At 63.4% G+C, this 26,639-nt stretch carries 18 protein-coding genes; 6 read left to right on the top strand and 12 right to left on the bottom strand.

Annotated elements, in window-relative coordinates:
- Positions 1 to 14: 14 nt before the first annotated feature.
- Positions 15 to 3,038 (top strand): dermonecrotic toxin domain-containing protein, encoded by a 3,024-nt coding sequence (locus tag QQ992_RS01715; RefSeq protein WP_286112048.1) that lies wholly within the window; start codon positions 15 to 17, stop codon positions 3,036 to 3,038.
- On the opposite strand, the gene QQ992_RS01710 is transcribed toward QQ992_RS01715, so the two are convergent.
- The 8 genes from QQ992_RS01710 to glnE all read right to left on the bottom strand — a co-directional run bounded on the left by QQ992_RS01710 (position 2,999) and on the right by glnE (position 13,119).
- Entirely contained in the window at positions 2,999 to 4,441 is a 1,443-nt protein-coding gene (locus QQ992_RS01710) for a lipopolysaccharide kinase InaA family protein (RefSeq protein WP_286112047.1), read from the bottom strand. The two genes, QQ992_RS01715 and QQ992_RS01710, sit on opposite strands and share 40 nt — an antisense overlap.
- Positions 4,441 to 5,193 (bottom strand): lipopolysaccharide kinase InaA family protein, encoded by a 753-nt coding sequence (locus tag QQ992_RS01705; RefSeq protein ID WP_286112046.1) that lies wholly within the window; start codon positions 5,191 to 5,193, stop codon positions 4,441 to 4,443. Before QQ992_RS01705 ends, QQ992_RS01710 begins: the two co-directional genes overlap by 1 nt.
- Complete coding sequence (locus tag QQ992_RS01700; RefSeq protein WP_016714545.1) at positions 5,190 to 5,924, bottom strand: lipopolysaccharide kinase InaA family protein; 735 nt, start codon at positions 5,922 to 5,924, stop codon at positions 5,190 to 5,192. Before QQ992_RS01700 ends, QQ992_RS01705 begins: the two co-directional genes overlap by 4 nt.
- Positions 5,924 to 6,730: a lipopolysaccharide core heptose(I) kinase RfaP gene (rfaP, locus tag QQ992_RS01695; protein WP_060709251.1), complete on the bottom strand. Its 807-nt coding sequence runs from the start codon at positions 6,728 to 6,730 to the stop codon at positions 5,924 to 5,926. Before rfaP ends, QQ992_RS01700 begins: the two co-directional genes overlap by 1 nt.
- The gene (locus QQ992_RS01690) at positions 6,727 to 7,851 is read right to left on the bottom strand and encodes a glycosyltransferase family 4 protein (RefSeq protein ID WP_060499115.1); all 1,125 of its coding nucleotides are present in this window, start codon (positions 7,849 to 7,851) and stop codon (positions 6,727 to 6,729) included. The genes rfaP and QQ992_RS01690 overlap by 4 nt, the downstream gene beginning before the upstream one ends.
- A complete protein-coding gene (waaC, locus tag QQ992_RS01685) occupies positions 7,851 to 8,909 on the bottom strand; it encodes a lipopolysaccharide heptosyltransferase I (protein WP_286112045.1) in 1,059 nt (352 codons plus the stop codon). Before waaC ends, QQ992_RS01690 begins: the two co-directional genes overlap by 1 nt.
- Positions 8,910 to 9,959 (bottom strand): lipopolysaccharide heptosyltransferase II, encoded by a 1,050-nt coding sequence (waaF, locus tag QQ992_RS01680; RefSeq protein ID WP_286112044.1) that lies wholly within the window; start codon positions 9,957 to 9,959, stop codon positions 8,910 to 8,912.
- 226 nt (positions 9,960 to 10,185) lie between these two features.
- Positions 10,186 to 13,119: a bifunctional [glutamate--ammonia ligase]-adenylyl-L-tyrosine phosphorylase/[glutamate--ammonia-ligase] adenylyltransferase gene (glnE, locus tag QQ992_RS01675; RefSeq protein ID WP_286112043.1), complete on the bottom strand. Its 2,934-nt coding sequence runs from the start codon at positions 13,117 to 13,119 to the stop codon at positions 10,186 to 10,188.
- A gap of 383 nt (positions 13,120 to 13,502) precedes the next feature.
- Here glnE and aceE point away from each other — a divergent pair, with 383 nt between their 5' ends.
- The 5 genes from aceE (at position 13,503) to QQ992_RS01650 (ending at position 22,238) form a co-directional block, all read left to right on the top strand.
- Positions 13,503 to 16,148, top strand: coding sequence for a pyruvate dehydrogenase (acetyl-transferring), homodimeric type (gene aceE / locus QQ992_RS01670; RefSeq protein ID WP_119368577.1), 2,646 nt, complete (start codon positions 13,503 to 13,505; stop codon positions 16,146 to 16,148).
- Between the two features lie 13 nt (positions 16,149 to 16,161).
- Positions 16,162 to 17,802, top strand: coding sequence for a dihydrolipoyllysine-residue acetyltransferase (gene aceF / locus QQ992_RS01665; RefSeq protein WP_027610127.1), 1,641 nt, complete (start codon positions 16,162 to 16,164; stop codon positions 17,800 to 17,802).
- Positions 17,803 to 18,083: 281 nt separating this feature from the next.
- Complete coding sequence (locus QQ992_RS01660) at positions 18,084 to 20,774, top strand: putative bifunctional diguanylate cyclase/phosphodiesterase (protein ID WP_286112042.1); 2,691 nt, start codon at positions 18,084 to 18,086, stop codon at positions 20,772 to 20,774.
- A 168-nt stretch (positions 20,775 to 20,942) separates the two neighbouring features.
- Entirely contained in the window at positions 20,943 to 21,611 is a 669-nt protein-coding gene (gene msrA, locus QQ992_RS01655) for a peptide-methionine (S)-S-oxide reductase MsrA (RefSeq protein ID WP_286112041.1), read from the top strand.
- Positions 21,612 to 21,614: 3 nt separating this feature from the next.
- A complete protein-coding gene (locus tag QQ992_RS01650; RefSeq protein WP_286112040.1) occupies positions 21,615 to 22,238 on the top strand; it encodes a glutathione S-transferase in 624 nt (207 codons plus the stop codon).
- Between the two features lie 147 nt (positions 22,239 to 22,385).
- Here the strand turns inward: QQ992_RS01650 and creD are convergent, their stop codons facing one another.
- The 4 genes from creD to rloA2 form a co-directional block, all read right to left on the bottom strand.
- Positions 22,386 to 23,714 carry a cell envelope integrity protein CreD gene (creD, locus tag QQ992_RS01645; protein ID WP_286112039.1) on the bottom strand — a complete coding sequence of 443 codons (1,329 nt, stop codon included), beginning with the start codon at positions 23,712 to 23,714 and terminating at the stop codon, positions 22,386 to 22,388.
- 95 nt (positions 23,715 to 23,809) lie between these two features.
- The gene (creC, locus tag QQ992_RS01640; protein ID WP_286112038.1) at positions 23,810 to 25,243 is read right to left on the bottom strand and encodes a two-component system sensor histidine kinase CreC; all 1,434 of its coding nucleotides are present in this window, start codon (positions 25,241 to 25,243) and stop codon (positions 23,810 to 23,812) included.
- On the bottom strand, positions 25,243 to 25,923 hold the full coding sequence (gene creB / locus QQ992_RS01635) for a two-component system response regulator CreB (RefSeq protein WP_286112037.1): 681 nt from the start codon (positions 25,921 to 25,923) through the stop codon (positions 25,243 to 25,245). Before creB ends, creC begins: the two co-directional genes overlap by 1 nt.
- A gap of 103 nt (positions 25,924 to 26,026) precedes the next feature.
- A complete protein-coding gene (gene rloA2 / locus QQ992_RS01630; protein ID WP_019096441.1) occupies positions 26,027 to 26,527 on the bottom strand; it encodes a retropepsin-like aspartic peptidase RloA2 in 501 nt (166 codons plus the stop codon).
- Positions 26,528 to 26,639: the final 112 nt, after the last annotated feature.

Genomic DNA, 26,639 nt, shown 5'->3' with positions numbered 1-26,639 from the left:
CAAGGAAATGAACCATGACCCCACTGCAGCAGTTTCAGGCGCTGGACACGCAACTGGCAACCCTGCTACCGCCCCTGCAAGGCATCGAACAGCGCCTGAACAGCCACCTGTCAACATTGCTCCCCAACCAGGCTGTCACGGCGCGTACCTTACGTATTGGCCACTTCAACCTGCTGCAGCTGATAGGCCTTCACCTTTTCGATGGTGGCAGCTTCAAGCTGCCACCTGGCACCCACGCCAGCCACGACAGCTACCCGCAACTGACATTACCCAGCGACTTCAATACGCATATAGGCGGGTTCTGCGCCACGCTACGCCAGGACCTGCATGCACGCCTGGCCGCCTACTGGCTGGCGCGCGACAGCAAGGGGCTGAGCCGCGTGACTCGGTTGTCGGTGCTGAGGCGCGAGCAGCTGTTCACCGAGATGGCGTTGCGCCAGGCTGACGAAACCCTGCCACCCGAACACGCCAAATTACTCACTGCCTGCATCGAATACCCGTATCCCTGGCAACGCCGTGACATGCCTGGCACGGCACGCCCCCAGGTGTATCGGCCGCTGCTCTCGACAGCGTCGCCCCATTGGCGCAGCCACTTGCCTGGCGTCCTGGTGATTACCGAGCAAGGTCCGGAGGGCCGCGTTCTCGAGGCTGATGAATCGGTTGGCCGGGCACTTCTATGCAGTTATGCGCACGGCATAGAGGCCTTCGACAGCTTGTCCGACCTGCATATCGAACTGTGCGAACGCCTTGAAGACCCGCTACAAAGCGAGCCCCTGCTGCGGCTACTGGTCAACCCGCAAGATCAGTATCGCGCAATGCGCGCCGAGCGGCTGCGCTACGACTGGCACACCGAAGACCTGGCACAGACACAAGCCATGGATGCTCGCGATGCACACATCAAACGCCTGTCACTGGCCTGGGAGACGGCCTGGAAGGACGGCGTGCAACGCGACGTCGAACAACTTGACGCCGCACTGGCCAAGGCACTGAACCTGCACACTGAACTTGCGAGCCAAGGCTTGCTGGCGACCCGCTACGGCCTGCTGCTGGAAAAACACCTGCCCAACTGGCTGCAGTCCACCTCACAGCAGGGCGTCGCCCACATCATGCAGGCGATGCAGGAACAAGTGATGGCCATCGAGGCCGCTGCTGCACCCGGCATTCTCACGCTTGAACAGTTCCAGCAACGGCACTCACTGATAACCTGGGTACGCCAGCGCATGCGTGAGTTTCTGCAACGCGACCCCGGCATCGACCAGGCGCCTGAGGCTATCCTGGTAAGCGTAACCCTGGCTCGCCAGACCGGCGCTATCGTCAACCCCCTGTCCACAGCCCCTTCGGGCTACGTCGCCGTTGCCAGCCGTGCGCAATCCGGTGACAGCATCGAGCTCATTGAGCTCACCTATCCACTCGATGAACTGGCCCTGGTGAACATCGCCTGGTTCGACGTTGACTACTGGCTTACGGCACGGGTACACCTTGAAAACGGCGAGCCATTACCTGCCCTTACACCGACAAGGGTCAAACAGATCATCCGCCGGCTGAACGCAGGAAGCGGCTATCAGGCCTACCTGCACACGCACCTGCTCGATTCCCCCCAAGGCCAATGGCGCCAGCAGGCCTATGGGCAGCTGCAACGCACGCGAATGAATGCCGAGGCGGTGAAGGCGCGTTACGCAGGGCACTTTCTCAAAGACCACCTGGAACAAGGGTATAACTGGGCCAGCACAGCCATTCGGTTTGCCAATAGCCACACCCGCCCGCATAAGAACGGGCAGCAGGTCATGGTCAAGCAAATGCTGGTTCAGGGGCAGACCCTGCTGGGTGTATTACTGTTGGTTTCCCCGGAAAACTCACTGCGCATCGTGGTTTATACCCCTGATGCGCCCGACCGGCGCTATTGGCGCGAATACATCAACCCCAGGCAGCTGATCCGGGCAGTGCGTAACGATGACGCGCTGCGACGCTACGTGATTCAACGCTTGCCTTTGGGCAACAGCAACACGCTCGACAAGCTGCTGCAAAAAGGCCGGCTTGGCTCGCATATCCAGTTGCAGACCATTACCGGCGACCTGTACGAGGCGCTCTACCGTGCAGAGGTCAAACACCTGATGGCCTACACCAACGCTGTTACCCGCAGCGAAGAAGAGCTGCTCGGCCAGGTTTCCGTCAACGTGCTCAGGCTGGTGCTGGATATCGTCACCCTGGTGCTGCCCAAGGTGGGCACCGCTGCGCTCTCATTCGGCCGAATGGGTATTTCAATCTGGGATGGGCTTGAAGCATTCGATGAAGATGACCGCAACGGTGCACTGCACCATGCCGTCGCTGCCCTGGGGCATGCTGCGGCTGGCTTCAATGAGGTGAGTGGGTCGGGACTGATCAGGCGTGTCATGCGCGGGCTACCCAAACCCCCGCCTGTTCCGCTACCCAGGCACTATGAAGTTGCCGTCGAAGCAGAACGCCTGCGCTATCGGCTGGACGCGAACGTCGGTGAGGCGGTTTACGAAAAAATGTCTGTAAACCAGGGGCTGTCACTGTATTACGTGAAGGACGCGCTTGGCCGTTACTACAATGTCAGCTTCGACGGCACCCGCTGGCGCGCCACCGACCCGAACCACCCCGGCGCCTACCTGAAGCTGCCCATCAAACGTTGCCAGGACGGAAGCTGGGTCATTGATTCTCCCTTGCACTGGTACGACGGCCTGCCGGATATCGAACGCCTGCTGGACGACTGTCAGCTGGCCTCACCCCTTCAAGGCGTCGCTGCCGATGATGAACCACAGCTGTACGCGCACGGCACCTTTCTGTACCTGCAATTCAACAACCATCAGTTACCCGTGCGCCGCCACCTGCTGGCCGGCCACTACCACCTGGTGATGCCTGAAAACCTGCTGGGTAGCGTGCCGGCCTGGGCAGTGCTGCGCAGGCAGGCACAGCAATGGCGCATCCGCGTGCGCCAGACCGGCCGCAGTAGCGACTGGCTGGCACTCCCGAACGGTTACGCCGACAGCGTCGGCAACAACCTGTCCAGCCGCTGATGCAACGCGCTGCTGCTCGGCCAGTTACGTAACAGCCGTGCCCGGTCGCGGGCGTAGGCCGGGGCGAAGCTGAGCTGGGTGGCGTGCTGGCACATGGCATCCAGGTCGATCAATGACCACTGGCCGTTGTCCCAGAACAGGTTATGGCCCTTGAAGTCGCCATGGCTGATGCGTTCGCGAATCAGCTGCTGCATCACATGCACCAGGGCATCCACCTGTTCCTCGGGGGCCTCGCCGCTCTCCACGTAGGGCGCGAAGCAGGCCGTCAGGTCCGGGCCATCGACATACTCGGTGACCAGGTAGGCGCGGCTGCGCAGGCCCATCACCCGCTGTTCCAGCACCGCCAGCGGCTTGGGTGTGGCGATGTCGAGAAATTCCAGGCGGTGGCCTTCGATCCACGAATGCCAGGCACGGCTCGGGCGCCAGAAGCGCTTGAACCAGTGCGCGGTGTTCTTGATGTTGTAGCGCTTGAGCACCAGCTGGCGGCCATTGACCTCGATCCGCGCCACGCTGGCAGCGCCTCCGGTCTTGTACAGGTGGCCCTGGTCGATCAACGCATCAGCCTGCGCCAGCACAGGTTGCATGGCATCGACCTCGCTGCGGCGAATCGCCTGCAAGCCCGACAGGGTGCGCTCGACGCTGAACAGGCTGCACTCGCGGCCGGCCTTTTCCAGGTAATCCTTCTGGCGCCAGTTGCGCACCTTGTCCACCTGCTTCTGCAAGGCCTCCATCGGCAGTGCATGTTCGGCATTGGCCAGCAGGTAATGCACCAGCAGTTCTTCGATGAACGGCTCCAGGCGCTTGGGCAGCTGGGCGAAGAACACGCCGAGGTTTTCGAGCACGCGTGGGCGTGACAGTTGCTGGCCAGGCGTTTCGGCCTTGATGCCAGCACCATCGATCAGGTACAGCTTGCCGCCGTGGCGCAGCAGGTTGTCCAGGTGCAGGTCTTCCTGCCACAGGCCCTGGGCGTGCATCTGCGCGACAGCCGTTAGCGCTTCGCCCAGCACCAGGTGTTGCTCGTCGGCCAGCACCGGCAGGTCTTCCACCGCAGCCCAGGCATCGGCCAGGCTTTCGGCGCCGTCGAGGAATTCGAACAGCAGCCAGCCACCCTCGCCTTCCTTGAGGCCGTCAGCCAGCAGCTTCGGCGTGGTCAGCCCCTGCTCGGCCAGCAGCTTCACGCCTTGCAGCTCACGCTGGAAATGCCGGGCGGCGTTACTGCCTACCAGCAACTTGGCCAGCACCGGGGTGCCGCGCCAGACGCCAGCGCCCACATAGCGCTGGCCCGGCAGCACGCGCAACAGGCTGAGCAGTTGCAGGTCGGCGCTGCCGGCGGCATCGGCCAGGGTAATACTCAGGGGTAACGACGGGCTTCGCCCGGCGTCCTTCAGTTCAGACAAACGCATCAGCGGGCCTCTTTTTCACGACGGCGTTGCGTCAGGCGTTGCAGCCAGGTGTCGACCAGTGTGCTGTCAGCCGGCTGCGTCAGGTAGGTCGCCAGCAGCGTGCGCACATCGGCCTCGCTCCAGGCCTGGGCGCGGCGCAGCAGCGGCTCCAGGTCCTTGAGGCGGTCGCGCATGCCGAACAGCAAAGGCCGGGTCTTTTCCAGGTCGATCAGTTGCGCGTCCCAGCCATCGCGGCGTTGGCGCAGGAAGATGTGCTTGGGATAGAAGCAGCCGTGCACCTGGCCGGCGCTGTGCAGGGTGCGCGCCAGCTGGCCACACGCCTGCAGGATGCCGGTGCGTTCGCCATCGCCTAGCTGCGGCCATTGGGCCAGCAGGCTGTCGAGGTCGGCCCACTCGTCCAGGGCACGGGTCATCAGGATGGCCCGGTGCTTGCCGCCTCGCTTCCGCTCGCCATAGAACACCGCCTGCAAGGCCGGAATGTGCAGCTTCTGGTAGCGGCTGATGTTGCGAAATTCTCGCGCGAAGGTCGGCTCGCCGAACGGTCGGTGCAGGGTGCGGGTCAGGTAGTCGCTCTGGCGCTTGAGGTAGTAGCCCTTGCCTTCGAGTTCCAGGCGGAACACGCTGCTCCAGCCGCCACGGCCCGTGTTGGGTTCGTCCACGGCATCCAGTTGCAGCGCCCACAGCGCCTCGAAGTCGTCCAGGCCATGGCGTTTGAGCAGCGCGAGGTCCGCGCTGGCCAGGTAATCGGTCATTCCCTTCCCTCGAAAAAGCCCAGCACCTGGCGAATGCGCTTCTTGTCACGCACATTCAGCCGGTCACGGCCACGGTATTGCAGGTAGAAGCGCAGGCGCTGGGTGGCCGACAGGTGGTATTTGGCCACTTTGTCCAGGCAGGCCAGGTCCTTGATCATCCGGTGCCGCCACATGAAGCCGCGCCAGAAGTCGCCGGTAGGGCAGTCGATGAAGAATAGCGTGCCCTGGTCATCGACCAGCAGGTTGCGCCACTTCAGGTCGTTATGGGCAAAGCGGTGCTCGTGCATCACCCGGGTATGGCGCGCCAGCTGGCGGCTGAGGTGATCGACCCAGGCCCGGTCGGCCAAGCGTGCATCGTTGCGTTCAGCCAGCGCCGACAGGTCTTCGGTGCGCGGCAGCTCGCGGGTGATCATCGCCCCACGGCCAAAGGCCAGGCCATTGCGCTCAAGCCCCCACGCCACCACTTCGGCAGTGGGAATACCCCACTTGGCGAACTGCTTGAGGTTCTGCCATTCGGCCTTGATACGTGGCCGGCCCAGGTAGCGGCGCATGTGCTTGCCGGCCCCGGTGTAGCGTTTGACGTAGTAGTTGACCCCGTCACGCTCGATGCGCACCACCTCGCTGAGCGGGTCGCGGGTCAGGCGTTCGCCTTGCAGGGCAAATACCGCATCGAGGCTGCCGAAGTCCGCCGCCAGGTGTTCATAGCCTGGCGCCAGTGTCCAACCCGCCATCAGAGTGCATCCCCATAGCGTTGCTTGCGGTCATAGAGCTTCTGCGCCTTGCGGTCCAGCCAGGCCAGCAACCGGGCTTCGTCCTTGAGGATTTGCCGCAGCGGGCGCTGGAAGTAACCCCGCAAAAAGCGCAGTTTGTCGCGCTGGGTCAGGCCGATGTCCAGCGCCGAGAAGTACAGCGCGGCCAGGTCTTTGTCGCGCCAGCGGCGGCTGATTTTCGCTCGGGTCTGGGCACGGTGCAGGTCGATAACCGACAGTTTGAAGTCATCCGCCGTCACCGGGCGGTCGGTGTGCAGCAGGAAGTGGCAGATGTAGCAGTCGCGGTGGTTGACCCCGGCGCGGTGCATGCCACCGGTCATCTTCGCCACTTCGGCGATCAGCGCGCGCTTCAGGCGTGGCGCGGGCGGCTGCTTGACCCAGTCGATGCTGAAATCTTCCAGGCTGATGGTCGGCGCCAGTTCCTCGGTGATGATGAACGAGTGCTGCGTAGCCGGGTTGCTGCCGCGCTCGCCATAGGCGACTGCGGTCATGGTCGGCACACCCACCTCGTGCAGGCGCTGGATGGCCCGCCATTCCTGGCCGGCACCGAGCACCGGCAGCTTGGCGGTGAACAGGTTCTTGAAGATCTCGCCCCAGCCGATGCCGCGGTGGATCTTGACGAAAAACCCTTCGCCCTCCACCTCGGTACGCAGCGTGCGGCGCCCTTCCAGTTCGCGATAGACCTCGCCTTGCAGCGCCTCGACGGCGTCGAAGGCATCCCGCCCGGCCCACAGGCGTTTGAAGGGCTCGGCCACTATCAGCTTCATGCGGTTTTCTGCCCCAGGATCACGTCGGCAGCATGCTGCGGCATGCTGTACAGATCAGCGGTTTCAGCGAACGCCAGGCCATTGCGCGACCAACTGGCGCGGGCCTGCGAGTCTTCGAGCATGCGTTGCAAGTAGCCATTGAGCTGGTCCTGTTCGAACGGCTCGTCCAGCACCAGGCCGCAGTCGGCCTCGGCAATGTAATGGGCGTAACCGCACACCTTGGACACCAGTACCGGCAGACCGGCCACCAGCGCTTCGAGCAGCACCGTACCGGTGTTCTCGTTGTACGCCGGGTGAATCAGCAAATCGGCGCCCAGCAGGAAGCGCGGGATGTCGCTGCGGCCCTTGAGGAACTGCACCTGGTCGCCCAGGCCCAGGGTGGCGCTTTGCAGCTGGAACACCTTGGGGTCGTCCTGGCCGATCACCATCAGCTTCGTGCGTTTGCGCAGGGCCGACGGCAACGCGGCCAGGGCCTTGAGGCTACGGTCCACGCCCTTGGTCTTGAAGCCCGAGCCAATCTGCACCAGCAACAGGTCGTCATCGCCCAGGTTGAACTCCTTGCGGAACTCGGCGCGGATCTCGGCAGCATTGGCCGGCGCACGGCGGTCCTGGGAAATGCCCGGCGGCAGCAGGTGGAAGCGTTCCACCGGGGTGCCGTAGTGCTTGATGAACAGCGGCTGCTGCACTTCGGAAATCATCAGCACTTCGGTGTGGGCGTCCTTGGCGAATACCGCACGCTCGTACTCGGCAAAGTGCCGGTAACGGCCCCAGCGGCGGTACAGGCCGCCACGCAGGGTCTGCGCCTTGTCTTCGAAGCAGCCGTCGGCGGCGTAGTACACGTCCAGCCCCGGCATCTTGTTGAAGCCGATCAGGCGGTCGACCGGGCGCTTGGCCAGGTCGGCGGCCATCCAGGCGCTGAGCTTCTCGTTACGGCGGTGGTTGAAAATCGCCTTCACCGGCGCCACCAGCACTTCGAAGCCCGGCGGAATGTCACCTTCCCAGATCAGCGTGTACACACGGATCTGGTGGCCCCGCTTCTGGCATTCCAGGGCAATGCGCATGAAGTCGCGCTGCAGCCCGCCGAAGGGGAAATATTTGTAAAGCACGAAAGCCAGTTGCATCAACGGACATCCTCAGCCAGCAGCAACGCGCTCAAGCGGCCCGCCACATGCTCGGGATTCAGGCGAGTGAAGCACAGCGGCCACTCGCGTTTCAGATCGAACCGGCGCAGGTCATCGGCGCTCGGTTTGTAGGTGCACTTCTTCTGCAGGCAGGGAGCGCAAGGCCAGTCACTGGCCTGGTGAATCTGGGTCCGTCCGTAGGCGCCAGTCAGGCCCGGGTTGGTCGGGCCGAACAGCGAAATGGTGGGTACATCGAGTGCTGCGGCCAGGTGGCCAAGGCCGGTATCGACCGCCACGCAGGCTTTTGCCGCTGCCAGTACGCGGGCAACGCCGGCAAGGTTCAATTTGGGGAGTACCTGGCAGTTGTTCAAGCCCTGGGCGATACGCTCGGCGCGCGCCTTCTCGGCCGGGTTGCCCCAAGGCAGACGCACTTCGAGCTTGCGCCGGCCCATGCGTTCGGCCAGTTCGCGCCAGTAGGCTTCGGGCCAGTGCTTGGTCGCCCAGGTTGTACCGTGCAGGAACACCACGTAAGGGGCCGCAGGCGGCAGTTGCAGACGGTCGAGGTCCAGGCCGTAGTTGCCGATACCTTCCGGCAGGTCGTAGGCCAGGGCCATGGCGAACAACTGGCGCACCCGCTCCACCGCATGCTGGCCGGTGGCAACCGACAGACGCCGGTCATAGAAGCGGCTGGCCAAGCCTTCGCGGGCAGAGTAGCGGTCCAGGCCAGCGACCGGCGCCTTCACGTAGCGGGTCAGCCAGGCCGACTTCACCAGGCCCTGGGCATCAATCACCAGGTCGTATTTGCGTTCGCGCACACGCTGCTTGAACGCCTTCCACTCGCCACTCTTGAGGGTTTGCCAGAGGTTCTTGCGCCAGCGGCGGATGGCCACCGGGATAACCTTGTCTACCGCCGGGTGCCAGCTGGGGATTTCGGCGAAGCCTTCTTCCACCACCCAGTCGAAACGGATGCCCGGGATGGCATGGGCGGCATCGGTGAGCGCCGGCAGGGTGTGGATCACATCACCCAGCGACGAAGTCTTGATGATCAGTACCCGCACTTAGTCGACCTCGGCCACGGTATCGATCAGGTCCGGCCCGCTCAGGCTGTGCAGGGCGGCGATGACTTTGCCCGGTTCCAGCAGGCGCAGGCAGTTGTAGTGGCCAAAGCGGCAGGTGCGGTCGAAGCAGGGGCTGCACTCGATACCGGTGCGCACCACTTCCACTTGCTCGGCCAGCGGTGGGGTGAAGCCTGGCGAGGTCGAGCCATACACCGCCACCAGCGGGCGGTTCAGCGCAGCGGCTACGTGCATCAGGCCGGAGTCGTTGGACACCACGGCATGGGCGCAAGACATCAGGTCGATGGCCTCGGCCAGCGAGGTTTCCCCGGCCAGGTTGGACGACTCTTCACGGAAGCCCGGAATCAGCCGGTCGCGGATCTGTTCACCCACCGGGTGGTCTTTCTTCGAGCCGAACAGCCACACCTGCCAACCCTGGCGGATCATCGCATCGGCCACCTCGGCATAATGCTCGGCCGGCCAGCGCTTGGCCTCACCAAACTCGGCGCCTGGGCACAGCGCCAGTACCGGGCGGTCCAGCTCCAGGCCGAATTTGGCCAGCGCGGCGTCGCGGCTTTGCGCTTCGATCTGCAGGCTCGGGCGCGGGTAAGGCTGCGGCAGCTCGGCGCCGGGCGCGTAGGCCAGGGCCATGAAGCGCTCGATCATCAGCGGGTAGCGGTCCTTGTCCAGCTTGCGCACATCGTTCAGCAGGCCAAAGCGCATTTCGCCGCGCCAGCCGGTGCGTTTGGGGATGCCGGCGAAGAACGGCACCAGTGCCGACTTCAGCGAGTTGGGCAGCAGGATGGCCTGGTCGTACTGGCCGGCCAGGGACTTGCCGATGCGCCGGCGCGTGGCCAGCTCCAGCGCGCCGTGGCCGAGCGGGAAGCTCAAGGCCTGGCGCACCTCGGGCATGCGCTCCAGGATCGGCCGGCTCCACTCGGGGGCCAACACGTCGATCACGCAGTCGGGGTGCTGCTGTTTCAGGCACTGGAACAGGGTCTGCGCCATCACCATGTCGCCGACCCAGCTGGGGCCAATGATCAGTATTCTCATGCTTAGTCCAGAAACGCTCGGGGAGGCTACAGACTGCGGTACAGCCTGGCCTCCCCTCTTTATATTCAGGCTATGTGGCGGACAGTGTACCACCGGTGGTGAGGCATGAACCCTTGGGGCTGCTTTGCAGCCCATTCGCGGCACAAGGCCGCTCCTACAAAGGGCATGCGATCTCCTGTAGGAGCGGCCTTGTGTCGCGATGGGCCGCAAAGCGGCCCCAGCAATCTCAAGTCAAACCCAGCTCACCCCAGATCCGCCGCACCTCGCGGCGTTCATCGGCAAACTGCGCCGCGTCAATCACCCCAGCCTGCTTCTGCAGGGCCTGGCGGTGCGAGGCCGAGCGGAACGCCTTGTACACTTTACGCAACAGCACCGCGTCACTGGCCGGCATCAAACTCGCCTGCTCCAGCTCTTCCAGAATGCGGATGTTATCGGTCCATCGGAGTATGGCCGGATGGTCGTGAGACCAGGCCAAAGCGGCGTATTGCACCATAAATTCGATATCGACGATACCGCCGGCATCCTGCTTGATATCGAAGGGCACACCGGCCTCGAACGCGTTAGCCGCAGTACCCGCAGCCGTGGCCTTGGTCCCCAGGTTGTCACGCATCTTGGCGCGCATTTCACTCACTTCGGTGCGCAGTTTTTCCAGGTCGCGGGCCTGGCCCAGCACCTTGGCACGCACGCCTTCGAACGCGGTACCGACCTGTTTGCAGCCCACCAGCACGCGGGCCCGCACCAAGGCCTGATGCTCCCAGGTCCAGGCTTCGTTCTGCTGGTAGCGCTCGAAGGCGCCCAGCGAACTCACCAGCAGGCCGGAGGCGCCGGAAGGTCGCAGGCGCATGTCCACGTCATACAGCTGGCCCGAGTTGGTCTGGGTGGTCAGCAGGTGAATGATGCGCTGGCCCAGGCGAGTAAAGAACTGCGCACTGTCGATGGGCTTGGCACCGTCGGTTTCCTCTTGTGGGTCACCGTCGTGGATGAACACCAGGTCCAGGTCCGAGCCATGCCCCAGCTCCAGGCCACCAACCTTGCCGTAACCAATGATGATGAAACCTGGGTCGCACAGGCTGCCGTCGCTGCGCTTGGGCTGGCCGTGGCGGGCAACGGTCTGGCGCCAGGCCAGGGCCAGTACCTGGTCGAGGATCGCTTCGGCCAGCCAGGTCAGGTAGTCGCTGACTTTCATCAACGGCAGGTTGCCGCTGATTTCCGAGGCGGCCACGCGCAGGCTGTGGGCCAGCTTGAAGTGGCGCAGCGCCTCCATCTGCTGTTCCAGGTCGTCCTCGGGGATGCGGGTCAGGCGTTCACGCAGCTCGCTGGCCAGCTCTGGAGCCAAGGGCGGGCTGAACAGGCGGCCTTCGTTAAGCAGTTCGTCGAGCAGCAACGGGTACAGCGCAATCTGCTCGGCAATCCACGGGCTGGCGGCGCACAAGGTCAGCAGGCGGCGCAGGGCACCCGGGTTTTCGGTCAGCAGCACCAGGTAAGCCGAACGCCGCGCCACGGCTTCGACCAGTGGCAGCACACGCTCCAGCACCAAGTCAGGGTTGTCGTGCTCGACCGCCTGGGCCAGCAGGCGCGGAATGAAGGCATCCAGCCGCTCACGGCCAATGCGCTGCATCGACCGCAACTGCGGGCTGGAGCGCAGCCCCGCCAAACGCCGCAAGGCTTCGACAGGCTCTTTGAAGCCAGCCTCTTCCAGCTGCCGGCCCGCGGCTTCTTCATCCTGTGCCTGTTCCCACAGCGGCGACCATTCGCCACCCACCACCAGTTCGCCTTCACCGTCTTCATCATCCGGGTCGGCGATCACCTGGCGGAAGTGCCAGTCGATACGGCCACGCCAGTAGGTCAACTGGTCGTGGAAGCTCTGCCAGTCGGCAAAACCGAGCATGTAGGCCACCCGCGCCTGGTCGGTCTCGCCCTCTGGCAACATTTGCGTCTGGCGGTCGGCAATGGCCTGGATGGCGTGCTCGGTATAACGCAGGAACTCATAACCTTCGCGCAGCTCGGCGACCACCGCCGGCGGCAGGTACCCCTGGCCTTCGAGGGTGGCCAGCACCTTGAGCAACGGCCGTTGCTGCAAGCTCAGGTCGCGCCCGCCATGGATCAGCTGGAAGGCCTGGGCGATGAACTCAACCTCACGGATACCACCGGCACCCAGCTTGATGTTGTCGGCCATGCCCTTGCGCCGCACTTCCTGCTGGATCAACTGCTTCATGGTGCGCAGCGCTTCGATCGCGGAAAAGTCCAGGTAACGGCGGTACACGAACGGGCGCAGCATCTCTTGAAGTTGTGCGCCGGCAGCCTGATCACCGGCCACCACCCGCGCCTTGATCATCGCGTAGCGCTCCCAGTCGCGCCCTTGGTCCTGGTAGTACTGCTCCAGGGCATTGAAGCTGAGCACCAGTGCGCCGGCCGAACCATAGGGGCGCAAGCGCATGTCAACGCGGAACACGAAGCCGTCGACGGTCACCGGGTCCAACGCCTTGATCAGCCGCTGGCCCAGGCGGGTGAAGAACTCCTGGTTTTCCAGCGAGCGCTTCACCCCTTCGGTTTCGCCGCCTTCGGGGAAGCCGAAGATCAGGTCGATGTCCGACGACAGGTTCAGTTCCACCGCCCCCAGCTTGCCCATGCCCAGCACCACCATGTGCTGCGGCTGGCCGCTGCGGTTGCCGATGGGCGTGCCGAACTGCTGGCAATGGCGCGGGTACAGCCATTGGTAGGCTTCGTCGATGGCGGCATCGGCCAGGTCCGACAGGTCGCGACAGGTTTCACCCAGTTCCGCCTGGCGGGTGATGTCGCGCCAGATGATGCGCAACTGCTGGCGGTTGCGCTCGCGGCGCAGGTTGCGCGCCAGCTCATCGTCGCTTTGCGCCGCCTGGGCCGCCGCAGCGATGTGCCCGCGCAGCTCACCCGGCGCATAACGACGCTCCAGCTCGCCACTGGTCAGCAGGCCGAACAGCATGGCCGGCTCGCGCTGGGCCAGGCCCAGGACAAAATCGCTGGCTGCGGCCACCTGGTCGAATTGCTGCCGGTGCAGCGGGCTCCAGGCATTCAGGTCGAGCTCAGGATGAGCCGCTAGCGCATCGCTGAGGAATTGCTGGTTGCGAGCGACCAGTGGCTGAAGGATGGCGGGCAGATCGGACGGCAAAGGCAGGCGCATGGTCTATCCTTGATCGGCGTGAAATAGAGGGGAAAAAGCGGCCAAGGGGAAGCCGGACCACGGTTGGACTGTCGTACAAAAGTTGGAAATAGCTGAAAAAAACGAAAATTTGGCAACAAACATCAAGAACCACCCGTTCGCGACACAATGCCAACCAACATGAACGTTTTTCCTCACAAGCCAAGGTGCGACCAAACGTCGCACAAATGTAGTTTTACTACTACTCGTGTCGTGTAAAAGCATGAAATGCGAACGCAAATGTAGTAAAACTACAACGCGCCGGAAGACACCCCGGTAATCCAAGAATTCACGACGTCTGCCCATAAGGCCAGTCGCAACTTCAGGCAATCGATTCTGGTTGCCTTTCCGCCCTGGAGCAAGCCATGCAAGACCTCGATCCAATCGAAACCCAGGAATGGCTGGATGCCCTGGAGTCGGTCCTCGACAAAGAAGGCGAAGACCGCGCTCATTACCTGATGACCCGTATGGGCGAGCTGGCCACCCGTAGTGGCTCCCAGCTGCCGTATGCGATCACCACGCCATACCGCAACACCATCCCTGTCACCCACGAAGCACGCATGCCTGGCGACCTGTTCATGGAACGCCGCATTCGCTCGATGGTGCGTTGGAACGCCCTGGCCATGGTCATGCGCACCAACCTGAAAGACTCGGACCTGGGCGGACACATCTCCAGCTTCGCCTCCAGTGCCACCCTGTACGACATCGGCTTCAACTACTTCTTCCAGGCCCCGACCGAAGAACACGGCGGCGACCTGATCTTCTTCCAGGGCCACGCCTCCCCAGGCATCTACGCCCGCGCCTTCATGGAAGGCCGCATCAACGAAGACCAGATGAACAACTTCCGTCAGGAAGTGGACGGCAACGGCCTGTCTTCGTACCCGCACCCATGGCTGATGCCTGACTTCTGGCAGTTCCCGACCGTATCGATGGGTCTGGGCCCGATCCAGGCCATCTACCAGGCACGCTTCATGAAGTACCTGGAAGCGCGCGGCTACATCCCGGCCGGCAAGCAGAAAGTCTGGTGCTTCATGGGCGACGGCGAGTGTGACGAGCCGGAATCCCTGGGCGCAATCGCCCTGGCCGGCCGCGAGAAGCTGGACAACCTGATCTTCGTCATCAACTGCAACCTGCAGCGCCTCGACGGCCCGGTTCGCGGCAACGGCAAGATCATCCAGGAACTCGAAGGCGTGTTCCGTGGCGGTGGCTGGAACGTCAACAAGGTTGTCTGGGGCCGCTTCTGGGACCCACTGTTCGCCAAGGACACCGACGGTGCCCTGCAGCGCCGCATGGACGAAGTCATCGACGGCGAATACCAGAACTACAAAGCCAAAGATGGCGCGTACGTTCGTGAAAACTTCTTCAACACCCCAGAACTCAAGGCCATGGTCGAAGACCTGTCCGACGACGAGATCTGGAAGCTCAACCGTGGCGGCCACGACCCGTACAAGGTCTACGCGGCGTACCACCAGGCGGTCAACCACAAAGAGCAGCCGACCGTCATCCTGGCCAAGACCATCAAGGGTTACGGCACCGGTGCTGGCGAAGCCAAGAACACCGCGCACAACACCAAGAAGGTCGACGTCGACAGCCTGCGTCACTTCCGTGACCGCTTCGACATCCCGGTCAAGGATGCGGACCTCGAAAACCTGCCGTTCTTCAAGCCGGAAGAAGGTTCTGCCGAAGCCAAGTACCTGGCCGAGCGCCGTGCTGCCCTGGGCGGTTTCGTGCCACAGCGCCGCGCCAAGAGCTTCAGCGTACCGACCCCGCCACTGGAAACGCTGAAAGCGATCCTGGACGGCTCGGGCGACCGCGAAATCTCCACCACCATGGCCTTCGTGCGCATTCTGGCGCAGCTGGTCAAGGACAAGGAAATCGGCCAGCGCATCGTCCCGATCATTCCGGACGAAGCCCGTACCTTCGGTATGGAAGGCATGTTCCGCCAGCTGGGCATCTACTCGTCGGTCGGCCAGCTCTACGAGCCAGTCGATAAAGACCAGGTGATGTTCTACCGCGAAGACAAGAAGGGCCAGATCCTCGAGGAAGGCATCAACGAAGCCGGCGCCATGTCGTCGTTCATCGCTGCCGGTACCTCGTACAGCTGCCACAACCAGCCGATGCTGCCGTTCTACATCTTCTACTCGATGTTCGGCTTCCAGCGCATTGGCGACCTGGCCTGGGCCGCTGGCGACAGCCGCACCCGTGGCTTCCTGATCGGCGGTACCGCCGGCCGTACCACCCTGAACGGTGAAGGCCTGCAGCACGAAGACGGTCACAGCCACATGATGGCGGGCACCATCCCGAACTGCCGCACCTACGATCCAACCTACGGCTACGAGCTGGCGGTGATCATCCAGGACGGCATGAAGAAGATGACCGAAGAGCAACAGGACATCTTCTACTACATCACCGTGATGAACGAATCCTACCAGCAGCCAGCCATGCCGGCCGGTGTCGAGGAAGGCATCATCAAGGGCATGTACCTGCTGGAAGAAGACACCCGCGAAGCCGCGCACCACGTACAGCTGATGGGCTCCGGCACCATCCTGCGCGAAGTCCGCGAAGCGGCGAAGATCCTGCGTGAAGAGTTCAACGTCGGTGCCGACGTGTGGAGCGTCACCAGCTTCAACGAACTGCGCCGCGACGGCCTGGCCGTGGAACGCGCCAACCGCCTGAAGCCTGGCCAGAAGCCACAGCAGACCTACGTCGAGCAGTGCCTGAACGGTCGCAAAGGCCCGGTCATCGCCTCTACCGACTACATGAAGCTGTTCGCCGAACAGATTCGCCAGTGGGTACCGAGCAAAGAGTTCAAGGTCCTGGGTACCGACGGTTACGGTCGCAGCGACAGCCGCAAGAAGCTGCGTCACTTCTTCGAAGTCGACCGCCACTTCGTGGTGCTGGCTGCCCTGGAAGCCCTGGCTGACCGTGGCGAGATCGAACCCAAGGTTGTTGCAGACGCTATCGTCAAGTTCGGTATCGATCCGGACAAGCGCAACCCACTGGACTGCTGAGGAGTATTTTTAAGTGAGCGAACTCATTCGCGTACCTGACATCGGCAGCGGTGAAGGTGAAATCATCGAGCTGTTCGTCAAGGTCGGTGACCGTATCGAGGCTGACCAGAGCCTGCTGACCCTGGAGTCCGACAAGGCCTCCATGGAAATCCCGGCCCCCAAGGCCGGCGTCATCAAGGAACTGAAGGTCAAGCTGGGCGACCGCCTGAAAGAAGGCGACGAGCTGCTGGTTCTGGAAGCCGAGGGCGCCGCTGCTGCGGCCCCTGAGGCTCCTGCCGCTGCTGCTCCGGCCCCGGCTGCTGCCCCAGCGCCGGCTGCCGAAGCCGCCCCTGCGCCAGCTGCAGCCCCGGCTGCCGCCAGCGTGCAGGACATCCACGTGCCGGACATCGGCTCGTCGGGCAAGGCCAAGATCATCGAAGTGCTGGTCAAGGTCGGCGACACCGTCGAAGCCGACCAGTCGCTGATTACCCTGGAGTCCGACAAGGCCTCCATGGAAATCCCGTCGCCAGCTGCTGGCGTGGTCGAAGAAGTGCTGTGCAAGCTGGAAGACGAAGTCGGCACTGGCGACCTGATCTTCAAGCTGAAAGTGGCAGGCGCAGCCCCGGCTGCCGCTCCGGCCCCTGCTGCTGCCCCGGCGCCAGCCAAGGCTGAGGCTGCTCCGGCTGCCGCACCTGCCGCTGCCGCCCCGGCTGCTGCCCCGGCACCGGCTGCTACCGCACCGGCCGCTGGCAGCAACGCCAAGGTTCACGCAGGCCCAGCCGTTCGTCAGCTGGCCCGTGAATTTGGTGTCGACCTGGGCGCAGTTGCCGCCACCGGTCCGCACGGTCGCATTCTGAAAGAAGACGTGCAGGTTTACGTCAAAGCGATGATGCAGAAGGCCAAGGAAGCCCCGGCCGCTGCCGGTGCAACCGGCGGCGCCGGTATCCCGCCGATCCCTGCCGTGGACTTCAGCAAGTTCGGTGAAGTGGAAGAAGTGGCCCTGACCCGCCTGATGCAGGTCGGTGCCGCCAACCTGCACCGCAGCTGGCTGAACGTGCCGCACGTGACCCAGTTCGACTCCGCCGACATCACCGAGCTGGAAGCCTTCCGCGTTGCGCAGAAGGCCGTGGCCGAGAAAGCTGGCGTGAAGCTGACCGTGCTGCCACTGCTGCTCAAGGCCTGCGCCTTCCTGCTCAAGGAACTGCCAGACTTCAACAGCTCGCTGGCGCCAAGCGGCAAGGCCATCATCCGCAAGAAGTACGTGCACATCGGCTTCGCCGTGGACACCCCGGACGGCCTGCTGGTCCCTGTGATCAAGAACGTCGACCAGAAGAGCCTGCTGCAACTGGCTGCCGAAGCGGCTGCGCTGGCCGAAAAAGCCCGCACCAAGAAGCTGTCTGCCGACGAGATGCAAGGCGCCTGCTTCACCATCTCCAGCCTCGGCCACATTGGCGGCACCGGCTTCACGCCGATCGTCAACGCGCCGGAAGTGGCTATCCTGGGCGTCTCCAAGGCGACCATGCAGCCAGTGTGGGATGGCAAGGCCTTCCAGCCTAAGCTGATGCTGCCACTGTCGCTGTCCTACGATCACCGTGTGATCAACGGCGCAGCCGCCGCGCGCTTCACCAAGCGCCTGGGCGACGTGCTGGGCGATATCCGCACCATGCTGCTGTAAGGCAGCCCGCTGCCCCTCCTTGCGAGGGGCAGTACCCTTTTCGAGCTGCCACGCTCGTACCTCAACCCCGTCGATTGGCGGGGCTTTTTTTTGCCTTGAGAAAGCTGGGAGGGCCGCAAAGCGGCCCCAAAATCTCCAGCCAAACTACAGAATCAGCCCTGACAGCCGATAACCCGTACACAGCATCACGCATGGCCGCTTGCCAGCCCTCGGGACATGATGCAACCTTGCCGAATCTGCCGCCGCCGCAAGGCCGCGTTCCCTCTTCAAGCGAGTCTTCGATGAAAAGCCAACCCGATGCCGCCAGCCGTGTGGCGGCCGAGGTCGTCACGCCGTTACCCGTGCCCTCGCGGCTCGGCATGCTGCGTTTCGAACGGCTCAACGAAGCCACCTGGGCCATGCTCTACCTGGACCCGGCCTGCGAGCGCCAGTTCGGCCTGCACGCCGGCGACCTGTGTGCCTTGGTAGACGCACCCTACGCCAGCCTGATGGAACCCGAAGCTCGCTACCGGCTGCACGACGAGGTCCAACTGCAACTGGCCCAGCGCGGCTACTACCGCGTGCGCTACACCCTGCACACGCCAAGCGCCTCGCTGCGCCTGCTGGAGGTGGGTGAAGCCTACAAGCAGCATAACCGCCAGCTGTTGCGCGGCTACCTGAGCGTGCTCGATGACCAGCAGGACGATTCCGGCGAGGCCGACGCCAACGACCTGGAATCACGCAACAACCGCCTGCAACTGGCCCTGCAACTGAACCAGCGCGCCCAGCAAGAGCAGCTGGAACACCTGGAGCGCGTGCGCGGCCAGCAGGACCTGATCCTGCGTCTGGCTCGCCAGCGCTACAGTGCCGGGAACTCGCTGCTGGAAGCTGCCCAGCTGATTACCCGCAGCGCCTGCGAAATCTACAAGGTCGACAGCGCCAGCATCTGGCACCTGGACGACCAGCGTCTGGAACCGATCACCGCCTGGTACCGCGATGCACAGGAGCATCGCCAGCCCGAAGCCATCGATGCCAGCCGTTTCCCCGACTACCTCGACGCGCTGCACGCCAGCCGCGCCATCGACGCCCACAACGCCGGCCACGACCCACGCACCCGCGCCCTGGCGCAAAGCCTGCGCCCGGAAAACAAGGCCATGCTCGACGCCAGTATCCGTGTCGATGGCCAGGTAGTCGGCGTGCTGTGCCTGGAGCAGACCGGCCAGCCACGGGCCTGGCAGTCGGACGAGATTGCCTTTGCAGGTGAGCTGGCCGACCAGTTCGCCCAAGTCATCACCAACCACAACCGGCGCACTGCGGCCAGCGCATTGCACCTGTTCCAGCGTGCCGTCGAGCAAAGCGCCAGCGCCTTTTTGCTGGTGAACCGCGATGGCCGGGTGGAGTACGTAAACCCGAGTTTCACCGCCATCACCCAATACAGCACCGAAGAAGTGCAAGGCCGCCACCTGGGTGAGCTGCCGGCATTGGAGAACCTCAGCGAATTGCTGTTCGACTCGCCATCGAGCCTGGCCATGGGCAACAGCTGGCAGGGCGAATTCAAGAGCCGGCGCAAGAACCTGGAGCCCTACTGGGGCCAGCTGTCGATTTCCAAGGTGTACGGCGATAACCGTGAGCTGACCCACTACATCGGCATCTACGAAGACGTCACCCAGACCAAGCTGGCCCAGCAGCGCATCGAGCGACTGGCCTACACCGACAACCTGACCAACCTGGGCAACCGCCCGGCGTTCATCCGCAGCCTGGACGAGTGCTTTGCCCGCGATGGCGAAAGCGCGATGTGCCTGCTGCTGGTGGACATCGACAACTTCAAGCGCATCAACGACAGCCTTGGCCACCAGACCGGCGACAAGCTGCTGATCAGCCTGGCCCGCCGCCTGCGCAACAGCTTGCACACCGGCGGTATCCTGGCGCGCTTTGCCAGTAACGAGTTTGCGGTACTGCTTGACGATACCAGCCTGGAAGATGGTCAGGGCGTTGCTCAACAATTGCTGCGCACCCTCGACAAGCCGATGTTCGTCGACAACCAGTTGATCAACGTCACGGCCTCGGTGGGCCTGGCCTACGCGCCGCTGCACGGCGCTGACCCGGCCAGCCTGATGAAGAACGCCGGCCTGGCGTTGCACAAGGCCAAGGCCAACGGCAAGCATCAGGTGCAGGTGTTTACCGAAGTGCTCAATGCCGAAGCCAGCTACAAGCTGTTCGTCGAGAACAACCTGCGCCGTGCCCTGACCCAGAACGAGCTGGAAGTGTTCTACCAGCCCAAGATCTGCCTGCGCAGCGGCCGCCTGCTGGGGCTGGAAGCGCTGTTGCGCTGGAACCACCCCGAGCGCGGCATGATCCGCCCGGACCAGTTCATCAGCGTGGCAGAAGAAACCGGCCTGATCATTCCCATTGGCAAATGGGTGATACGCCAGTCATGCAGCATGAGCCAGCAACTGCGCGAGGCCGGCCTGGGTAACCTGCACGTAGCGATCAACCTGTCGCCCAAGCAGTTTTCCGACCCCGACCTGGTAGCCTCTATCAGCACCATCCTCAAGGAAGAAGCCCTGCCCCCGCACCTGCTGGAGCTGGAGCTGACCGAAGGCCTGCTGCTGGAAGCCACCGAAGATACCCACCGCCAGCTGGACGAGCTGAAAGCCCTGGGCCTGACCCTGGCCATGGACGACTTCGGTACCGGTTACTCGTCGCTGAGCTACCTGAAGAAGTTTCCGATCGACATTCTCAAGATCGACCGCAGCTTCATCAATGAGATCCCTGACAACCAGGACGACATGGAAATTACCTCGGCGGTGGTGGCCATGGCGCACAACCTAAAGCTGAAGGTAGTGGCCGAAGGGATCGAGACGCCGGAGCAGCTGGCGTTCCTGCGCCGGCACCGCTGCGATGTGGGTCAGGGTTACCTGTTCGACCGGCCGATTCCGGGGCGGGAGCTGGCTGAGCGGCTGAAACGCTATCCGCGTGGCCCGGTGGCCTGACAGCAGCTCAAACCTCGGGCACTATAGAGACCATTCGGGCCCTATCGCCGGCAAGCCAGCTCCCACAGGGACCGCACAGATTTCCAGACCTGTGGTATCCCTGTGGGAGCTGGCTTGCCGGCGATGGCCCCACCACCTATCCAACTGAATAAACACAGAGGAACGGCCATGGTCCTGCGTTCGGAAATCCTGGTGAACAAAAACGTCATGCCAACTGCGGAACAGGCGCTGCCTGGCCGCGAAACGCCAATGACCCTGCCCGAGTTCCACTACGTGTTCGAAGGCACCCCGCTGCTCGGCCCGTTCTTCGAAGGCGCCATCGACTTCGCCATCTTCGGCCTGGGTTGCTTCTGGGGCGCCGAGCGCCGCTTCTGGCAGCGCGAGGGTGTGGTCAGCACTGTGGTCGGCTACGCCGGTGGCTTCACCCCAAACCCTACCTACGAAGAAGTCTGCTCGGGCCTGACCGGCCACACCGAAGTGGTGCTGGTGGTGTTCGACAAGGACAAAGTCAGCTACCGCGAGCTGCTGGCGATGTTCTGGGAGCTGCACAACCCCACCCAGGGCATGCGCCAGGGCAATGACGTCGGCACCCAGTACCGCTCGGCCATCTACTGCACCAGCCCGGAACAGCTGGAACAGGCCAAGGCCAGCCGCGACGCCTTCCAGGCCGAACTGAGCAAGGCCGGCTTTGGTGAAATCACCACTGAAATCGACCAGGCGCCGACCGTGTACTTTGCCGAGGCCTACCACCAGCAGTACCTGGCCAAGAACCCGGACGGCTACTGCGGCATCGGCGGCACCGGTGTGTGCCTGCCATCCAGCCTGCAGGGCAATTGAAGCATGAGCACGATGACCCTGTTCCACTCGCCGTTGTCGCCTTTCGTGCGCAAGGTCATGGTGGTGTTGCATGAGACCGGCCAACTCGAAAGGGTGCAGCTGCAGCCGGTGAACATCAGCCCGGTGAGCGGCGACCTGCAGCTCAACCAGGACAACCCGATCGGCAAGATCCCGGCCCTGCGCCTGGAAGACGGCACCGTGCTGCACGACAGCCGGGTGATCTGCGAGTACCTCGACCTGCAACACGTCGGCCTGCCGCTGTTGCCGCGAGAGGGCTCGGCGCGCTGGCGGCGCCTGACGCTGGTGTCGCAGGCCGATGCGATCATGGATGCGGCGGTGTCGTCGCGTTATGAAAGCTTCCTGCGGCCCGAAGACAAGCGCTGGGACGGCTGGTTGCAGGCGCAGGGCGACAAGATCCGCCGCAGCCTGGCCAACCTGGAGCAGGAGCATTTGCCCGAGCTGATGTCCGGGTTCGATCTGGCGGCAATTGGCGTGGCCTGTGCGCTGGGGTATCTGGATTTGCGTCAACCCGAGTTTGGCTGGCGTGAGCGCCAGCCAGGGTTGGCAGCGTGGTATGCCGAGGTGGCCAAGCGGCCGTCGATGGTCGCTACTGCACCGGTGGCCTGACCGGCCCTATCGCGAGCAAGCTCGCTCCTACATGGCCTGTGGCGCCCCTGTAGGAGCGAGCTTGCTCGCGATGGCCTCACCTCGGTACAACAGGAAACAGCTGCCCAATCCGCTGGGCCAGCCACCGCCCAATTTCTCTATCCTCCCTCATGCCACCCTCCCCACCCGCGCCCAGTCCAGCCGCCGGGTCAGCACCATGAACACCCCCAGCAAGCCAAAACACAGCAGCGAGCCCATCAGCAGCGCATAGTCCTCGGCACTCAGCAGCCCGTAGAGCAGCGCATACAACGCCGCCAACCCCGCCGCAAAGCCAACCCCTCGCCCCAGACTGCGCAGCACATGGCTGAGGTAAAAGCCGATCAGCAGCACGCACGCCGAAGCCGACACCCCATACGCCAGGCCGAACCCGATGTGCTCGGACAACGACAGCAACAACAGGTAGAAGAACGCCAGCGCCACGCCCACCAGGATGTACTGCACCGGGTGTACGCTCAGGTTTTTCAGCACTTCGAACAGGAAGAAGCCGGCAAAGGTCAGCGCAATGAACAACAGCGCGTATTTAATCGCCCGTTCGCTTTTCAGGTAGTGGTCCACCGGGTCGACAAAGCTCACCCCGAAGCTGCGCTCACTGAAGTCGGCGCACTGCCCGGCAATGGCGCACTGACGCAGGGCGTCTTCAAGGTTGGTGGCAAAGAACGATGTCTGCCAATGGGCGCTGAAGCCCTGGGCATCGATGTCGCGGCGGTTGGGCAGGTAGCTGCCGACGAAGCTTGGGTGCGGCCAGTTGGCGCGCATGTCCACGCTGCTGGTGCGGCCCACCGGCACGATGTGCAACTGGCCAGTGCCTTGCAGCGCCAGATCGAAGCCGTAGCTGAATTCCCGCGCCTGCAGGCCGTCCAGCGCTGGCAGGCTGGCATGCACGCCGCCGCGCATCCAGTCGAGCCGGGTACCAGCCTCGAACGGCACCTTTTGCTCATCCATGCTCAGTTCCAGGCCGTTCTCGATGCCGCGGATATCGCTGATGCCCACCACCAGGAACGGCTTGTCGAAGCGGTAATCGTCGAAGTCCTTGTCGATGCCCCAGCGCTCCGGGAGCTTGAAACGGCCAGTGATGCGGCCTTTGGCGTGGAAAAGGCGGGCCTGGTAGATACCTCGGGCACGCAGTTCGGTGTCCACACCCAGGTCGGCGTCAAAGGTTTCCGGCAGGAAGTACAGGTGGCCGGCAACAGTGCTGGTTTCCTGAGTACGCTCGCCATCCTTTTCGATCCAGCGGCGCTGGTACTTGCGGTACGGCACCACCAGCAGCGGGCCGCTGAGCTGCTGGTCGAAGCTGGCACTTTGCGCGATGTCGCGCAGTACGTCGTCGCGCAGGGCCTGGCGCTCATCGATCAGGCCGTTGATCAGCAGCAACGGGACGAGCAGCAGCAAGATGAGCACGGCGATCATGCCGAGTTTGTAACCGAGGGTCTTGGTCATGGGGCCTCCTGTGGCAGTGGGCGCAGTGTCTGCGCCTTGCGTGGAGGCCTTGGGGAGGCTGTGTGGAGATTGTGTGTTTTTGGGCCGCAGTTATCTCAACTGATACGCCGCACCGGCAGCCACAACCTTACCCGCACCCCGCCATCGACGTTATCCACCGCCAACGCCCCACCATGCAGCTGCATCACTTCAGCCACAAAGTTCAGCCCCAGCCCGGTGCTCTTGCGCCCACTCCCTGGCCGCGGCAGCGAGTAGAACCGCTCGCTGACCCGCCCGATGGCATACGCCGGTATCGCCTGCCCTTGGTTGAACAGGCTCAACGCCACCCGCTCGCCATCGCGCTCAAGGTCGAACAGCAGCGCGCCCCCTTCGGGGGTGAAGTCCAGCGCGTTATCCAGCAGATTGGCCAGCGCCTGGCGCATCAGGAACGGATCACACAGCAGACGCAACCCGGCCGGCACCCGCTGACGCACGTGCAGACTGGCCCCGTCGATGCGCGCCGCATGGGCCAACAACAACTCGTCCACCAGCGCCGCCAGTGCCACCTGCTGCTCGTCTTCCAGCGCCTGCATCTGCTCGACCCGGGCCAGGTTGAGCAGGCGATCGACCATCTGCTGCAAACGCTCGCTCTCACGCTCGATATTGCCGGCAAACCGCGCGCGCTGGTCGGCCGGCATCTCGTCCTGCAACAGCTCGGACGCCCCGCGTATGGCCGCCAGCGGGCTTTTCAGCTCGTGGGTCAGGGTATGCACGTAACGCTCGACATAGGCCTTGCCTTCCAGCTGCGTGCGCATGCGCTCCACAGCCTGAGCCAAATGCGCCAGCTCGCCACCCTTGTAATGGGGTAACGCAGCACGCTCGCCTTCACTGACGGCCTGAGCATAACGGGCCAGCCGACGCAGTGAGCGAGACAACCACCACGACAACGCTGCGCCGATCAGCAAGCCAAGCCCGATCAGCCCTAGGCCCAGAGTAAGCAAACGCTGTTCGGAACGGTCGATGTACGGCTGCAGCGAACTGTTGGGCTTGGCCACGGTGACCACGCCGATGATCTTGCTCTCATCCATGATCGGTGCAGCTACGTGCATCACCGAGGTGCTTTCATCGTTGGGATCGCTGCGGGTGGAGCGGGCGCCGTACTCGCCACGCAGGGTCTTCAGCACATCATTCCACTGCGAATAGTCCTTGCCCAGGGCCTCGCCGGTGGAATCCAGTAGCACGATACCCTTGGCATCGGTGACATAGATGCGGTGGCTGACCTGGGTTTTGGCCAGGCCCCAGATTTGCGCGCCGGGGCTGCGCAAGCCGTAAGCCTTGAGCACTTCAGGCAACTGGCTCTGGTTCAAAGTACCGGCCTTGACGTCATCACGCAGGATCTCGGCCAGCAGGTTGGCGGTGTCGACCAGTGTTTCTTCAGACGACTGGCGCACCACCGGGCGAATTTGTTCGCGCACGGTATTGAGCAAAAAGTAACCCGCCAACCCGACGAACAGGAAGTACACCAGGAAAATCCGGATGCCCAGGCGCATCAGGCATGGTCCGGGCTGTAGCTGTAGCCGAGGCCGCGGTGTGTCTGGATCGGCTCGGCGTCGCCCGCTACCTGGCGCAGTTTCGCGCGCAGGCTCTTGATATGGCTGTCGATGGTGCGCTCGTAGCCCACGTCGGAGGCCACGCCCAAGGCGTCGAGCAGTTGTTCGCGGCTGAACACCCGCTGCGGTTGTTCCAGCAGGGATTGCAGCAGACGGAACTCATGGCGGGTCAGGGTGAGTGGCTGACCACGGTACGTGATCTGCATGCGCAGGGTGTCGAGCTGGAACTGCGCGGTATCGGTGGCAGGCTCGGCCCGGGGTGCCATGCGCTTGAGGATCGCGCGTACCCGTGCGGCCACTTCGCGCGGGCTGAAGGGTTTGACCACGTAGTCGTCGGCACCGATTTCCAGGCCTACCACCCGGTCGATTTCACCGTCGCGGGCACTGAGGAACATCACCGGCACCTCGGTGAAACGGCGCAACTGGCGGCAGGTTTCGAAGCCACTGATGTCGGGCAGGCCGATGTCGAGGATGATCAGGTCGGCCGGGCGCTGGCGTTGCTGGTCGAGGGCGGTGCTGCCCAGGGTCACCCATTCAGTACTGTGGCCATCGGCCTGCAGGGCGTAGACCAGGGTGTCGGCGATGGCGGCTTCGTCTTCGACGATGAGGATATGGGGCATCGAGCTACAAGCCTCAAGCTGCAAGCTTCAAGTAAAAGCGGATCATGTGAACTTACACTGATCTGCTCTCCCTTGCAGCTTGCAGCTAAGGGCTTGCAGCTGCTTAGCAGTCAGGCTTGCCAGCAGTGAACTTCTTGGCGGGGTTCACGGCAGCCTTGAACTCGCGCAGGGCCTTGGAACCCACCAGCAGCGGGTAGTTGAAGCTGCTGCGGTCCACCAGGTTCACTTCCACGGTGCGCTTCACGTCACCCAGGCACAGCTCCAGGTCTACAACCGGGCGCTTGGAGATTTCCGGCGCATCGCCTTCTTCCTCTTCATCGGCACGGCCTTTGATTTTGCTGATGCGCGATACCTTGTGCTCGTACACCTTGCCGTCCGAGTCTTTCGTGGCCAGACGGAAGCGCACCCATTCCTCGCCATCACGGGTGAACAGTTCGATGTCCTTGGCCGATAGCGAGGCGGTGAAGGCACCGGTGTCCATCTTGGCCTTCAGGGTTTCGCCCAGCTCGGGCAGGGTGATGTTCTCGTAACGGCCGTAGATGGTGGGCTCGGCGGCCATTACCGGCAGTGCCAACAACGACAACAGGGCAAGCAGAGGTTTCACAGGCAGGCTTCCTTGAGAGGGGTCAGTGCTTAGACTGCACGGGCAGGATAGGTTCGCTGTCACAAGGTTAACCAACATGTTGTGAAACATTTGTCCCTGCCGTCGGGCATTG

This window comes from Pseudomonas kurunegalensis (assembly GCF_030291635.1).
Taxonomy (GTDB): Bacteria; Pseudomonadota; Gammaproteobacteria; order Pseudomonadales; family Pseudomonadaceae; genus Aquipseudomonas; species Aquipseudomonas monteilii.
This window is presented reverse-complemented; position numbering and strand designations above follow the sequence as displayed.

Bases quoted from the DNA above. Each gene is read 5' to 3' on its own strand.
- QQ992_RS01715 (WP_286112048.1), top strand. From the start codon at position 15: ATGACCCCACTGCAGCAGTTTCAGGCGCTGGACACGCAACTGGCAACC.
- QQ992_RS01710 (WP_286112047.1), bottom strand. From the start codon at position 4,441: ATGCGTTTGTCTGAACTGAAGGACGCCGGGCGAAGCCCGTCGTTACCC.
- QQ992_RS01705 (WP_286112046.1), bottom strand. From the start codon at position 5,193: ATGACCGATTACCTGGCCAGCGCGGACCTCGCGCTGCTCAAACGCCAT.
- QQ992_RS01700 (WP_016714545.1), bottom strand. From the start codon at position 5,924: ATGGCGGGTTGGACACTGGCGCCAGGCTATGAACACCTGGCGGCGGAC.
- rfaP (WP_060709251.1), bottom strand. From the start codon at position 6,730: ATGAAGCTGATAGTGGCCGAGCCCTTCAAACGCCTGTGGGCCGGGCGG.
- QQ992_RS01690 (WP_060499115.1), bottom strand. From the start codon at position 7,851: ATGCAACTGGCTTTCGTGCTTTACAAATATTTCCCCTTCGGCGGGCTG.
- waaF (WP_286112044.1), bottom strand. From the start codon at position 9,959: ATGAGAATACTGATCATTGGCCCCAGCTGGGTCGGCGACATGGTGATG.
- glnE (WP_286112043.1), bottom strand. From the start codon at position 13,119: ATGCGCCTGCCTTTGCCGTCCGATCTGCCCGCCATCCTTCAGCCACTG.
- aceE (WP_119368577.1), top strand. From the start codon at position 13,503: ATGCAAGACCTCGATCCAATCGAAACCCAGGAATGGCTGGATGCCCTG.
- QQ992_RS01660 (WP_286112042.1), top strand. From the start codon at position 18,084: ATGAAAAGCCAACCCGATGCCGCCAGCCGTGTGGCGGCCGAGGTCGTC.
- msrA (WP_286112041.1), top strand. From the start codon at position 20,943: ATGGTCCTGCGTTCGGAAATCCTGGTGAACAAAAACGTCATGCCAACT.
- QQ992_RS01650 (WP_286112040.1), top strand. From the start codon at position 21,615: ATGAGCACGATGACCCTGTTCCACTCGCCGTTGTCGCCTTTCGTGCGC.
- creD (WP_286112039.1), bottom strand. From the start codon at position 23,714: ATGACCAAGACCCTCGGTTACAAACTCGGCATGATCGCCGTGCTCATC.
- creC (WP_286112038.1), bottom strand. From the start codon at position 25,243: ATGCGCCTGGGCATCCGGATTTTCCTGGTGTACTTCCTGTTCGTCGGG.
- creB (WP_286112037.1), bottom strand. From the start codon at position 25,923: ATGCCCCATATCCTCATCGTCGAAGACGAAGCCGCCATCGCCGACACC.